Source organism: Arthrobacter sp. TJ-217, from assembly GCF_058269255.1.
In genome coordinates this window covers 153,784-165,997 of the sequence record NZ_JBZCNJ010000003.1, presented here as the reverse complement: position 1 = coordinate 165,997, position 12,214 = coordinate 153,784, and the positions used below count along the sequence as shown (strand labels likewise).

General features: G+C 67.8%; 13 protein-coding genes and 1 riboswitch. Of the genes, 6 read left to right on the top strand and 7 right to left on the bottom strand.

Annotated elements, in window-relative coordinates:
• Positions 1 to 37 precede the first annotated feature (37 nt).
• On the top strand, positions 38 to 271 hold the full coding sequence (locus AC4D2R_RS06625) for a hypothetical protein (protein WP_490938661.1): 234 nt from the start codon (positions 38 to 40) through the stop codon (positions 269 to 271).
• An 81-nt stretch (positions 272 to 352) separates the two neighbouring features.
• On the opposite strand, the gene AC4D2R_RS06620 is transcribed toward AC4D2R_RS06625, so the two are convergent.
• The 4 genes from AC4D2R_RS06620 to AC4D2R_RS06605 are packed head-to-tail and all read right to left on the bottom strand — an operon-like array spanning position 353 to position 3,424.
• On the bottom strand, positions 353 to 1,390 hold the full coding sequence (locus tag AC4D2R_RS06620) for a sulfate/molybdate ABC transporter ATP-binding protein (protein WP_490938659.1): 1,038 nt from the start codon (positions 1,388 to 1,390) through the stop codon (positions 353 to 355).
• Complete coding sequence (locus tag AC4D2R_RS06615) at positions 1,387 to 2,232, bottom strand: ABC transporter permease (protein ID WP_490938657.1); 846 nt, start codon at positions 2,230 to 2,232, stop codon at positions 1,387 to 1,389. Before AC4D2R_RS06615 ends, AC4D2R_RS06620 begins: the two co-directional genes overlap by 4 nt.
• A complete protein-coding gene (modA, locus tag AC4D2R_RS06610) occupies positions 2,229 to 3,017 on the bottom strand; it encodes a molybdate ABC transporter substrate-binding protein (RefSeq protein ID WP_490938655.1) in 789 nt (262 codons plus the stop codon). The genes AC4D2R_RS06615 and modA overlap by 4 nt, the downstream gene beginning before the upstream one ends.
• Positions 3,014 to 3,424 carry a TOBE domain-containing protein gene (locus AC4D2R_RS06605; RefSeq protein WP_490938653.1) on the bottom strand — a complete coding sequence of 137 codons (411 nt, stop codon included), beginning with the start codon at positions 3,422 to 3,424 and terminating at the stop codon, positions 3,014 to 3,016. The genes modA and AC4D2R_RS06605 overlap by 4 nt, the downstream gene beginning before the upstream one ends.
• A gap of 283 nt (positions 3,425 to 3,707) precedes the next feature.
• Between AC4D2R_RS06605 and AC4D2R_RS06600 the strand changes: the two genes are divergently transcribed.
• The 5 genes from AC4D2R_RS06600 to AC4D2R_RS06580 all read left to right on the top strand — a co-directional run bounded on the left by AC4D2R_RS06600 (position 3,708) and on the right by AC4D2R_RS06580 (position 7,416).
• Positions 3,708 to 4,274 (top strand): YceD family protein, encoded by a 567-nt coding sequence (locus tag AC4D2R_RS06600; protein ID WP_490900475.1) that lies wholly within the window; start codon positions 3,708 to 3,710, stop codon positions 4,272 to 4,274.
• A 2-nt stretch (positions 4,275 to 4,276) separates the two neighbouring features.
• Positions 4,277 to 4,480 (top strand): 50S ribosomal protein L32, encoded by a 204-nt coding sequence (gene rpmF, locus AC4D2R_RS06595; protein WP_120165325.1) that lies wholly within the window; start codon positions 4,277 to 4,279, stop codon positions 4,478 to 4,480.
• Between the two features lie 63 nt (positions 4,481 to 4,543).
• A complete protein-coding gene (rnc, locus tag AC4D2R_RS06590) occupies positions 4,544 to 5,242 on the top strand; it encodes a ribonuclease III (RefSeq protein WP_490938651.1) in 699 nt (232 codons plus the stop codon).
• A gap of 7 nt (positions 5,243 to 5,249) precedes the next feature.
• Complete coding sequence (gene mutM, locus AC4D2R_RS06585; protein WP_490938649.1) at positions 5,250 to 6,215, top strand: bifunctional DNA-formamidopyrimidine glycosylase/DNA-(apurinic or apyrimidinic site) lyase; 966 nt, start codon at positions 5,250 to 5,252, stop codon at positions 6,213 to 6,215.
• A 123-nt stretch (positions 6,216 to 6,338) separates the two neighbouring features.
• Positions 6,339 to 6,516, top strand: a riboswitch (cyclic di-AMP (ydaO/yuaA leader).
• A 3-nt stretch (positions 6,517 to 6,519) separates the two neighbouring features.
• Complete coding sequence (locus AC4D2R_RS06580; RefSeq protein WP_490938647.1) at positions 6,520 to 7,416, top strand: C40 family peptidase; 897 nt, start codon at positions 6,520 to 6,522, stop codon at positions 7,414 to 7,416.
• Between the two features lie 56 nt (positions 7,417 to 7,472).
• Here the strand turns inward: AC4D2R_RS06580 and AC4D2R_RS06575 are convergent, their stop codons facing one another.
• Genes AC4D2R_RS06575 through AC4D2R_RS06565 form a run of 3 tightly spaced genes read right to left on the bottom strand, consistent with a single transcriptional unit; the run spans position 7,473 to position 12,144 of the window.
• On the bottom strand, positions 7,473 to 8,447 hold the full coding sequence (locus AC4D2R_RS06575; RefSeq protein WP_490938645.1) for an NAD-dependent epimerase/dehydratase family protein: 975 nt from the start codon (positions 8,445 to 8,447) through the stop codon (positions 7,473 to 7,475).
• A complete protein-coding gene (locus tag AC4D2R_RS06570; RefSeq protein ID WP_490938643.1) occupies positions 8,444 to 11,125 on the bottom strand; it encodes an alpha/beta fold hydrolase in 2,682 nt (893 codons plus the stop codon). The genes AC4D2R_RS06575 and AC4D2R_RS06570 overlap by 4 nt, the downstream gene beginning before the upstream one ends.
• Positions 11,119 to 12,144 (bottom strand): 3-oxoacyl-ACP synthase III, encoded by a 1,026-nt coding sequence (locus AC4D2R_RS06565; protein ID WP_490938641.1) that lies wholly within the window; start codon positions 12,142 to 12,144, stop codon positions 11,119 to 11,121. Before AC4D2R_RS06565 ends, AC4D2R_RS06570 begins: the two co-directional genes overlap by 7 nt.
• Positions 12,145 to 12,214 lie beyond the last annotated feature (70 nt).

The window sequence follows — 12,214 nt, the reverse complement described above, 5'->3', positions numbered from 1 at the left end:
TTTGCCTGCTTTTTTCACAAGAAAGAGAGTTCACGCTGTGGGAGATCGGACCCGGATTTCGCCTGATGAGGATTTCCCTGAGGAACTGGAAACGCTCCAGGACGAAGAAGTCGAGGTCCTCAACAGCAAGGTGCACCGCCAGCTCGACAAGGAATATGTCGAAGAGGGCGAGCCGGACCCGGAAACCGACGCCCGCCACGAAGAACTCACCGAGGAACTCGACCGCCGCGAAGGCGAGGAATCCGGCGCCGGGGAGAAGTCGGCGGTCTGACCTGCTCCCCGGTCCCCCGCACCAAGGGCACCCAACGCGCTGAGTATGCGCGGCCGCGCGGGTCCGTCCGGGCAGCGGGGGCTAGAGCGGGTAAAGGCTGACTGCGGCCGCCTTCACAACGAACCAGGCAGGCGAGCCCGGCCCGAGGTCCAGTTCGGCTGCCGCCGCCGCGCTCACCTCCGCGCTCAGGTGCCCGGCATGCACGATGACGAAGCTGCCCCGGGGTTCGAGGTCGGTCACGGTGACCGGGAGGACATTGCGCGGGCTGCCCGCCGGTGGCGCAAGGAAAACCGAAACGGACCGCGGGCTGAACACCGCGGCTGCCGGTGACCCTGGCCGCAGGAGGGGCTCCGCACCCGCTTCGATCGCGACGCCGTCCTGGCCTCGAAGTCCCGGACCTGTGCTCTGGCCCGAAACGAAGTTCAGGCCTGCAAGCCCCGCCGCGAATGCGCTGCGCGGACGCTCGAGCACCGCCCGGACATCGCCTGCCTCGGCGACCCGGCCCTTCTCCAGCACGGCCAGGGTGTCGGCGAGCATCAGCGCGTCGAGGACATTGTGCGTTGCGATGATTGCCTTGCGTCCCGTGAGGACCCGGCGGAGCATCCTCCGCAGGGCGGGGGTGACGGCGGCATCCACCGAGGCGAACGGCTCATCGAGAAGCAGCAGTTCGGGTTCGGCGGCAAGGGCCCGTGCTACGGCGACGCGCTGGGCCTGGCCGCCAGACAGTTCCGCCGGCCGTCCCTCTGCGAGGTCGAGCGCTTCGGCTTCGCCCAGCCAGTGCAGGGCCCGCTCCCGTGCCGCCCCCCTCGATGCCCCGGCGCTCCGCGGGCCGAACGCAACATTGTCGAGCACGCTCATGTGAGGGAAAAGCAGTGCGTCCTGGGACAGCAGGCAGATCCCACGTTTGTGCGGCGCCCGGAAGAAGTGGCCGTCAAAGAGGGTAAGCCCGTTCAGTTCCGCCCGGCCGGCGTCGGGGCGCAGGAGTCCCGCTGCGACGGCAAGGAGCGTGGACTTGCCCGCACCGTTGGCACCCAGGAGGGCAAGGGTCTCACCGTCCTCAATTGAGAACCGTACGTCGAAGCTCCGTGCGGCAACAGAGGCGGAGAAGGTAAAACTCACTGCCGGCCTGCCGCAGCGGACCGGTGGACCAGTGACACGACGATTCCCGCAACGACGACAAGCACGAGCGACAGCGCAACGGCCGCGTCAGGATCGGTTTCGCGCTGCAGGTAGATTTCGAGAGGGAGGGTGCGGGTGACCCCCTGCAGGCTGCCTGCGAATGTCAGGGTCGCGCCGAATTCGCCAAGCGCACGGGCGAAGGAGAGGACCGCGCCCGAGAGCAGGCCGGGCAGGACGAGGGGCAGGCTCACCCTGCGCAGGATCGTTGAGGGCGAGGCTCCCAGCGTCGCGGCCACTGCCTCATACCGGCCGCCTGCGCTGCGCAGCGCCCCCTCGAGGCTGAGCACCAGAAAAGGCAGTGCGACAAAGGTCTGGGCAAGGATAACGGCGGTGGTTGAGAAGGCGATGTCGATCCCGAGTGCCCCGAACGTCCCGCCCAGCAGCCCCTGGCGCCCGAAGACGTAAAGGAGGGCGATGCCGCCCACCACCGGGGGCAGCACAAGCGGGAGCAGGACCAGCGACCGGAGGATCTTCTGGCCCGGAAACGTGCTCCGCGCGAGCACCAGGGCCATGGGGGTTCCAACGACCACGCAGAGGACGGTCGCCGCAGCCGAAGTCTTTGCGCTGAGCACCAGGGCGGCCCGAGAGGATTCCGAGGTCACCAGGGGGATGAACCGGCTCCAGTCGACCTGCAGCAGCATCGCGGCGAGGGGAAGGAGGATGAACAGTGCGCCGAGTCCGGCTACGGCGAAGACCCATCCTGGGACGCCCGGGGCCCGGGTGCGGGCCGGGGGAGGAGCGCTGCCGTCCCGGTAGCTGCGGCTGAAGCCGCGAGCCCTCATCCGGATTCCTCCGGCGGCCGGAAGCCCGCCTCGCGAAGCAGCCGGTCACCTGACGGGCTCAGGACGGCGGCAATGAAGCGGCGCGCGTCTTCGGTGTTTCCGCCGCGCACCGCCGCAATCGGGTAGGTGGTCCTCCCCGCTGCGGAGTCGGCCAGCTTCACCTCCTCGACCTTCGTTCCGGCCGTGGCCACATCGGTCACATAGACCAGGCCGGCGTCTGCCTCACCGGAGACGACCTTGCCGAGGACATCAGTGACCGAGGACTCCTCGCTGACGGGCGAGAGCGGCACTCCCTGCTGCTGCTGCACCTTTTGAGCAGCGGTGCCGCACGGCACCTGGGGGGCGCATGCCACCACCTTCACCGCGGGACGCGCGAGGTCCGCGAAACTGGTGATTCTCTTCGGGTTTCCGGGCGGAACAGCGATGGTCAGGGTGTTGCCGGCGAAGTTGGAGGGCGGCCCGTCGATCAGCCCTTCGTCAACGAGGCGCTGCATGACCGCCGTATCGGCCGCAGCAAAGACGTCGGCCGGTGCCCCGGCCGTGATTTGGGTTGCGAGATCGGACGAACCGGCGAAATTGAGGACCACGTCAGCCCGGGGATTGTTCTCTTCGTAGTTGGCCGCCACCTGCTCGAACACTGCGCGCAGCGATGCCGCGGCGAAGACGTTCACCGGGCTCCGCTCACCATTTCCTGATGGCTCCGGGCCGGCGGCGCAGCCCCCGGACGCCAGGGCCGCCACGAGTCCGGCGGCAAGGACGCCGCGGCGCAGTCTGCGGGCTGTCACGGCCGCCGCTGCCCCAGCGGAGTTTCGACGATGACTGCGGTTGCCTTCACGACGGCCACTGCGACGCTCCCCGGTTCAATGCCCAGTTCCCGGACTGCTTCGGAGCTCATCAGGGACACAACGCGGTGCGGCCCGCACTGCAGTTCGACCTGGGCCATGACGGTGTCTGCGGTCACCTTCGTGACCAGGCCGACGAACCGGTTGCGCGCGGAGCTTCCCCCCTGGGAGGGGTCGCCGAGCACCACGGCCCGTTTCCGCGCTAGCGCGGCAAGCTCCACACCGTCGACCTCCAGGATTCCCGACCCGGACCGGCGGGCCTGGAGGGTTCCGTCCTCGACCCAGCGGCGGACGGTGTCATCGCTCACGCCGAGGTAGTTCGCTGCGTCGCGTATCCGTATATGCGGCATGGAAAGGACATTACTCCCTCAGATCAGGCGAGGTAAGGCGGTGGGGCATCTATTTCGGGGCCGTGCCGTATCCTCGGGAGGAGGCGGTGACGGGCAAGAAGTGGCGCCCGTGCCTCCGAAGCCGCCCATGGCTATTCGAGCCGGTCGACCGCCGGCCGGTGCGGGATGGGTGGGGCTGGGCCGGAGAGTACGCGTTTTGGGCTGAGGGAGCATGTCAGGCTAGGATGATATGTCGGTCATATGTTCTACAGGAGTCACCATTAAAAGCGATCTCAGTTCGCCTTTGATCTTTAGTGTCAAAGACCTCGGGCGCAGCCCGGGAAGCATGCGGACAATCGAAGAACATGTACCCGCACCCAAGGATTTCGGCGTGGCGCTGATCGGCGTGCAGGAAGGTTCCACAATGGAACTGGACCTGCGGCTTGAAGCGGTTCATGAGGGAATTCTGGTATCGGGCACCGCGGACGTCGAGGTAACGGGCGAATGCGGCCGCTGCCTGACTCCCATCCGATACACAAGTGATGTGGAGATTCAGGAACTCTTCTACTACGGCGACTCCGAGTCGCTCGACGCTGAAGATGAAGAAGAGCTGCACCGGGTTGAGAGCGATGCGATCGATCTTGAACCAGTGCTGAGGGACGCAGTTGTTACATCGCTGCCGTTCCAGCCGGTGTGCCGGGAGGACTGCAAGGGCCTGTGTTCCGAATGCGGAGCGCGCCTTAATGACGACCCGGACCATCATCACGAAATTTTGGATCCTCGCTGGTCCGCCCTTGCAGGGCTGGCCGGCACTGTCGCTGAGAATGATGCGGCACCACGTACAGAGTCAGACGAGAGAGAAGAGAGTTAGTCGTGGCTGTTCCCAAGCGGAAAATGTCCCGCGCCAATACACGCGCACGCCGGTCCCAGTGGAAGGCAACTGCCCCCAAACTGGTGAAGACCGTTGAGAACGGCCGCGTCACCTACAGCCTTGCCCACCAGGCAAAGGTAGTAACCGACTCCGCCGGCACCCCGCTGTTCCTTGAGTACAAGGGCCGCAAGGTAGCCGACGTCTAACATGGTCGCTGCGACCGGCCCGCATCAGGGCTTTATCGAGTCGCTGCGGAAGCGCAGGTAGACGTGCCTCCCATCGAAGAACTCGCGAAGCGTCTCGGCGTCGAAATCGACGCCGAGACGCTTCGTCTTGCACTCACGCACCGCTCCTATGCCTATGAGCAGGGAGGAATCCCCACCAACGAGCGTCTCGAATTCCTTGGGGATTCGGTGCTCGGGCTGTCGGTGACCGATGCCCTCTACCGGGACAACCCGGAACTCTCCGAGGGCGATCTGGCCAAGCGCCGCTCCGCCGTGGTGAGTACCCGCGCCCTTGCCGGCGTCGCGCGCGGCTTGAACCTTGGCCAGCACATCCTGCTCGGTCAGGGGGAGAAGCTGACCAACGGACGCGACAAATCCTCGATCCTTGCCGACACCATGGAGGCCGTCATCGGCGCCGCCTACCTTAGCCACGGCATAGAGACGGCACAGGCCCTGGTGATGCGCCTGATCGGACCGCTGCTCAAGGACTCCGATGCGCTCGGGGAAGGCACCGACTGGAAGACCCGCATCCAGGAGACCGCCGCGGCACGGCGCCTGGGGCTGATCGACTACCAGGTCACGGGCACCGGGCCCGACCACGCGCGCTCCTTCGAGGCGCTGCTCGTCATCGGGGGCACCCCCTACGGAACCGGAACAGGCCACTCAAAGAAGGAAGCAGAGCAGGCAGCAGCCGCCGCTTCCTGGAAGATCCTCGGCGACACCGCACCGGTCGAAGGGCGCTAGGCACAGTTTGCCCGAACTCCCGGAAGTTGAAGTCGTCCGGCGGGGTCTGGCCCGCTGGGCCCTTGGTCGCTCCGTGGAGCGTGTGGAGGTCCTCGACCCCCGTTCCCTGCGCCGCCACCCATTGGGGCCCGAGGACTTCGCCGGGAATCTGACCGGCGCACGCATTGTCGACGTCGTCCGCCGGGGGAAGTTCCTGTGGATGCCGCTGCTCCCCGCCGACGCACCCGAGGACAAGACACCCGACGTGGCGCTCATGGCGCACCTCGGGATGAGCGGCCAGATCCTGATGCAGGAACCGTGGGTACCGTCCGAAAAACACCTGAAGGTCCGGCTCGAGCTTTCGTCCGCCGTCGACGGTCTGGGTGCGCCGCTGCCCTCGGAACTGCGCTTTGTGGATCAACGGATCTTCGGTGGGATGTTCCTCACCGACCTCGAGCCCACCCAGGACGGACACATTGGCGGAACGAGTGAGATTAATCTCGCCCTGATTCCCCGTGAGGCTTCTCACATCGCCCGCGATCCGCTCGATCCAGCCTTTTCATTCGACGCCTTCCACGAGCGGCTTCGGAAGCGGCGGGTGGGCCTCAAGCGGGCGCTGCTCGACCAGGGGCTCATCTCGGGAATCGGGAACATCTACGCCGACGAAGCCCTGTGGGCAGCCCGCCTCCACTTCGCGCGCCCCACCGAGACAATGCGCAGGCCAGACACGCTTCGGCTCGTGGAGGCGGTGCGGGATGTGCTCCTGCGGGCCCTCGATGCCGGGGGCACAAGCTTCGATTCCCTCTACGTCAACGTCAACGGGGAGTCGGGTTACTTCGTCCGCTCACTCAACGCCTACGGACGGGGCGGGCAGCCCTGCAGGCGCTGCGCGGCGGAGGGGGTGGCCTCCCTGATCCGGCGCGATGCCTTCATGAATCGCTCTTCCTACACCTGCCCGCGTTGTCAAAAAGCCCCGCAGAGGCCGCGTCGTTAGTCAACGTTTACCGGGCTGTGATCCAAATGTGACAATCCGATATCTCGCAGGTAGCCTTGAGTCTGCGCCGGGCCACTCGGCATCGGCGCCCTTCGTCAGACTGCCTAACCCTGTCGGTGACTGAAGGACCGTTCGCTTAACATTTCCGACAGGGGCGGGGGAACCGATAGCGGACCTTTCTTGAAAGGTCCTTGGGGTTAAGACGCATGACGGACATCTGCTGGGGAGATGTCCAACTTCGTGTGTCCGGGTGTCCCATCCGAACCCGACAGCTAACTCCGCAGGCATCGGGAGAGGCAACATCATGTCGAAGAATCGTTCAATCGCGCGCCACCGTGCAACCCCGGTCCGCTCGAATCCCCTTAAGACAGCATCACGTGCAGTATCCGCTGGCGCCAGTGTCGCGGGTCGCCCCGCAGCCGTTGTCGTCGCTGCATCGGGCATCATGCTTGGCGCCGCGCTTCCGGCAAGCGCCGCAGGCGAGGTCAACCTGTCGGCCCAGGCCGCACCGGCACCCGTCCAGCAGGCAGCTCCGGCTCCCGCCCCCGCACCGGCTCCTGCCAACGGCGGCTCAGTGACCCACACTGTCCGCGCCGGTGACACCCTCGGCCTCATTGCGGCCAACTACGGCGTCAGCCTCGATGCGATCTTCGCAGCGAACGGCCTCAGCTGGTCATCGGTTATCTACCCGGGACAGTCCGTTGTGATCTCCGGTGAAGGTGTCGCAGCGGCACCGGCTCCGGCCGCTCCGGCCCAGCCTGCAGCTCCGGCACAGCAGGCTGCGCCGATCCAGACCGCCGCAGTCACCACTGCCGGCCAGATGGGCATCAGCAGCCAGAGCGCGAACATCCAGCCCATCGGCGTTGCAGCCAAGAGCGGCATCGTCGCCACGGCCATGCAGGGCGTCGGCGCAGGCTACGTGTACGGCGGCACCGGGTTCGGTACCTGGGACTGCTCCAGCTTTGTCCAGTGGGTCTACGCCCAGCACGGCATCGACCTGCCCCGCACCACCTGGGCCCAGTTCGCTGCCCTGAAGCCGACCAGCAACCCGCAGCCCGGTGACCTGGTCAGCCAGAACGGTGGAGGCCACGTTGGCATCTACCTCGGCGGCGGCAAGATGATCAGCGCCCTCAACCCCTCGCAGGGCACCCTCGTCCACGACGTGAGCGCCATGCAGGTTGACGGGTACTACACCCGCTAAGCGCACGGAATGAAGCAAGAAGGCCGGTGCCCCTGGGCGCCGGCCTTCTTTGTGTCTTATCTGGACCGGCTGTAGTAGCCGGCGAGCCTTTCAAGGCCCTGATCGATGGATACGGCCGGCGTCCAGTCCAGCAGCTTCCGGGTCCGCCGCTGGTCGAACCAGTGGGCGGTCGAGAGCTGCTCGGCGAGGAAGCGGGTCATCGGCGGCTCGGAGGTCCAGCCGGCTCCCTGCCACAGCCGCTCCACGGCCGACCCGGCGGTACGCGCCAGGGAGCCGGGCACGTGCCAGCGGGGAGGGCTCACTCCACCGGCGGTGCAGATTCCGGCGATCAGCTCCCCGATCGGCCTCGGTTCGCCGTTCGTGACGACGACGGCTTCGCCCTCGACGTGCTCGATGCGGTGCAGTGCGGCAACGATCGCGGCGGCGGCGTTGTCGACATAGGTTGTGTCGATCATCGCCATCCCGGCGTCGAGCCGGGGGAGCCGGTGGGCGCGGGCGCGTTCGAGCACCCGTTCCACGAGCTGCGTGTCGCCGGGACCCCATACGACGTGAGGGCGCACCGCGGCAACCCGGAGGTCCGGCCCCGAGCCTTGGAGCGCGAGGAGCTCCGCCCGCGCTTTGGTACGGGCGTAATCGCCCCGCACCCGCTCCGGCGTCGCAGGGGTTGTACCGATGCCCATGAGGGAGGTTCCGGTGTGCGCGACCGAGGGTGAGGAGACGAACACGAAGTCCCGTACGCCGGCCCGCCGGGCCGCTTCAAGGACAATGCGGGTGCCCTGGACGTTGATCTCCTCGAACTCGGATGGCTTCCCGGCGAAGGAGACCTTGGCGGCGAGGTGGATCACCGCATCCGTTCCGCGCACGGCCCGCTCCGCCGCCGCCGGGTCGGTTACCGAGCCGAGCAGGTCCTCAATGCCCTCAAGTCCCGCGGGGCGGCGCTGGAAGCTGCGCACCGTGTGCCCCTGTGCCCGCAGCAGCACGGCGACGGCGCCGCCAAGGAGGCCGCTCGCGCCGGTCACGAGAACCCTCATGGGCGGGTGACGCGGCCGCCGGCGAGCGTTTTGGCGGCCCAGCGGGCCAGCCGTGAGCGGTCGAGCTTGGAGTTGTGGCGGATGTCCACGGGCAGCGACGGCACCGTCAGCACGGCCGCGACCTGCGTGCCCGCCGCAAGGGCGGCCGCACGCACCTTGGCGGCGAGGGCCGACGGGGCGAGGGCTGGTTTGTCCCGGCGCCGCGCCGGTTCGGCCAGTTCGACGACGGCGACGACGGCCTGGGTGCCCTCGGGGCCCACACCGACCGCTGCCGCGAGCCGGACGTCGTCAACGGCCTCGACCGCGTGTTCGATACCGACGGGCGTGAGCACGCCGTCAGGAGTGGTGATGATGTGCCCGAGGCGTCCCTCGACCCACAGCCGTCCGGCGGCGTCGAAGTGCCCGACGTCCCCGGTGCGGTGCCACGGCGCAGTCCGCGAGGACTCGTGCTCCGTCCGCCACAGGCGGTAGTAGCGGTCCTTCACGTGCGGAGCGTCAACAAGGATTTCGCCGGTGACCCCGGGCTCGGTCGATGGTTCGCCATCCGCCGAGCCGTCTGCGGAAAGGGGGCTGACCGCCACCCTGGCGCCGTGGACGGCCGTTCCAACGCACACACCGTTTCCCGCTCCGGGCATGCCCGAGGCGGCGTCGGCTTCGGCCGCGCGGATCTGGAGGAGGTCGACGTCGGTGACCGGCAGCGCCTCCGTCATGCCGTAGGGGGTGTGGAGGGAGGCGGCCGGAAGCAGTTCCTTGACGGATTCCAGCAGCGGGGCAGGGATGGGAGCACCGGCCGAAAGCAGCAGTTCAACATTCCGCAGGGCTTCAGCGCCCGAGGGGTTCAGGTCCGCCGCGGTTGCAAGGACGTTCCGCAGCGCTGCCGGGGAGGCAAAGACGGCGGTAGCTCCGACGGCCGCAGCGGCGTCGGCCAGGGCGGATGCCGTCAGCGTGCGCGGCGCCGTCACGTCCATATCGGGGGTCACCGATACCAGGCCTAGGGCGGGCCCGAGCAGGGCGAAGGGCGCGAATCCTGCGACGAGCGCGCCGCCGGGGGCAAGCCCGAACGTCTCGGCAACGGTGTCGCGCATCGCCGAGAGCTGCCGGTGCGTGTAGACAACGCCCTTCGCCGGGCCGGTCGAGCCGGAGGTGAAGAGGATCGCTGCGTCGTCATCGGGGCCCGGTGCAGACGGGCCGGAGCCTACAGTGTCGGCCGGCCGCGGCACCTGACGCAGTTCCTGCAGCGAGGTTTCAACCCCGAGCGCCCCGCGACGGGGCGCATCGAGCTTTTCGATGCTGACCCGGCGGCCGGGCCAGCCCAGGACGCGGGCCGCGGTGAGGGCCCGGTCGATGCCGATCAGGAGATCGGGGGAGCTTCCCTTGACCGCGCGCGAAAGGCCCCGTGTGCCAAGCCCTGCATCAGCGACGACGACGACGGCGCCGATGCGCAGGCACGCGTAGAGGACAACGGTGAGGTCGACGCCGGGGGGAACCATGAGGCTGACGCGGCTGCCGGCGCCCACGCCGAGTCCCCGGAGGCCGGCGGCCACGGTTTCAACTTCGCCCGCCAGCTCCGACCAGGTGAGGGTGCGGCGGACGGCTCCGTCGGCGCCCATCTCTGCGACGGCAGGGGTCGCCCCTGCTGCCCCTGCTGCTGCCTGGAGGAGCCTGTGCTCCAGCGGGGTGAACCCGGTGCCGCCCGTAGCTCGTCGTGCTGCGCCATCACCATCCGGGGAAGGGGCTTCCGCCGTGGCACCGGCTGTGGTGCCGAGCCGCGTGTGAAGCCAGGAGAACAGTGTTCCTGCGACGTCGGCGTCCTCGTGGACGAGATGGCCGGCGTCCTCGAACCGGTGCACGTCGGCATCCGAAAGCCGCTGTGCGAGGTCCTCGAGGTAGGTATCGGAGAAGATGGGATCGTGGGGGCCCCACAGCAGCAGCGAGGGAACCTCGAGGCTCCGGATGCCCTCGGCGATTTCCGCAAGGGCGGGATAGCTGGGGTGGGCCTCGTTGCGGGGAATATCGGACACGAAATCCGCTATGCCCGTGCGGTCGGCCGACCTTCGGTAGGGCGCCCGGAAGGCCGCCCTCACTTCCGGGTCCAGCTTCGGCCGGGCGAGGGCGAGCGTCACATCGAGGAAGGCGGAGGTTGAACGGGTTCCGGTCCGGTGCACCCCGGGCAGCAGTGCGAGCCTCAGCGGAGCGGGAATGGGCCGGGCATCACTCTGGTGCACGGCGGTGTTGGTCAGGATTACTCCGCGCAGGCGCTCGCGGTTGCGGTGGGCATATCCGAGACTGACCACTCCGCCCCAATCGTGGCCGGCGGTGACGAGCGGCCCCGACAGCCCGAGCGCCGTGGTGAAATCCTCAAGGTCGCCCACCCTGTCGGCAAGCCTGCGGAACACGCCGGTGCGGGCGGAGAAGCCCATGTTCAACTGGTCGACGGCGACTACGCGCCAGCCGGCTGCCGCCCCGGGGGCCAGCAGCGACCTCCACAGGTAGGACCAGGTGGGGTTTCCGTGGACGCAGAGGATCGTTCCCCGGGGAGTAGCACCGGATGCCTCGAGGAGCGCCGTGTTGTCCAGGTAGTGCCAGGTGAAGGAGCTGCCGGAGGCATCGGCCGGGCTTGAGGAAGGCACGTCGATGTACCGTGACCACGACGGGTCAAGGCCGGGAAGTGCTACCACGCAATCTCCATCATGGAGGTGTTGAGCCCCGAGCCAACTCCGAGGCACAGGACGCGGTCGCCGGCGTTGAGCGACTGCCCCTCCTGGGCGAGGGTCATGGGCAGGGAGGCGGGCCCTACGTTTCCCCACCGGGGGAACGTGATCGGCACGCGGTCGCGCACGAGGTTGACCGCCTTGATGATGGCGTTCGTGTAGGAGTTGGATACCTGGTGGGTCACGTAACGGTCCATGGCGTCCCATTTCCACCCGTCGGCCTGCGCCTCGTGCCAGGCGGTCACCACCAGCTCAAGGCCGCCGTCGAGAAGGCCCTTGGTGTCGGTGTACATCCCGTCGACGCCGCCCACGCACAGCTCGTGGTGCTGGGTTCCGGCCCGCGACACACCGCCGAGGATCCGGTGCGAACCGGGATGCAGGTCTGCAGGGCCGATGACGGCGGCCGCAGCGCCCGAGCCGAGGGTCAGCGTGGCGAATTCGCTGAGGAAGTCCTGGCGGGTCGAATCGGGACGGTTCAGCCGCGCGAAGGTCGCTTCCTGGGTGCCCTGCGCATCCTCGCCGGCAACGATCAGGGCGTACTTGATCTGCCCCGAATCGATCATGTTCGCAGCGAGGGTGATGCCGTTGACGAAGCCGAGGCAGGCGTTGGCGAGATCGAAGTTCATCGCTGAGGAGGGAAGGCCAAGCGAGTGATGGATCTTCACCGCCACCGAGGGTTCGAGGTTCCGCCGGGTGACGGATGTGTTGATCAGCAGCCCCACCTCTCCGGGTTCGATGCCGGCCTCGGCCATCGCCTTGGCGCCTGCCTCGATCGCCGCATCATCGAATCCCGTCCCGGGGGACCACCAGCGGCGTTCCGTCACTCCGGCAACGCGCTCAAGCAGCCTCTTGGACAGGCGCAGCCGTTTGAGGCTGGGCGCCAGGCGTTCGTCGAACTCCGCGGAACTGACGACTACCGGGGCCTCCACGCTCGTGACGGCAAGCAGTGCCGTGTTCTCATGTCGAAACGTCGCGTTACCGGTCAAATTTCCTGCCTCATCAACTGTTCAGCTCCCTGAAACGGACGCCGTGACCCGCGTGCGGGCCGGCCAGGGA

Coding starts and splice junctions, on each gene's coding strand:
- AC4D2R_RS06580 (WP_490938647.1), top strand. CDS start 6,520: ATGTCGAAGAATCGTTCAATCGCGCGCCACCGTGCAACCCCGGTCCGC.
- AC4D2R_RS06615 (WP_490938657.1), bottom strand. CDS start 2,232: ATGAGGGCTCGCGGCTTCAGCCGCAGCTACCGGGACGGCAGCGCTCCT.
- AC4D2R_RS06605 (WP_490938653.1), bottom strand. CDS start 3,424: ATGCCGCATATACGGATACGCGACGCAGCGAACTACCTCGGCGTGAGC.
- AC4D2R_RS06575 (WP_490938645.1), bottom strand. CDS start 8,447: ATGAGGGTTCTCGTGACCGGCGCGAGCGGCCTCCTTGGCGGCGCCGTC.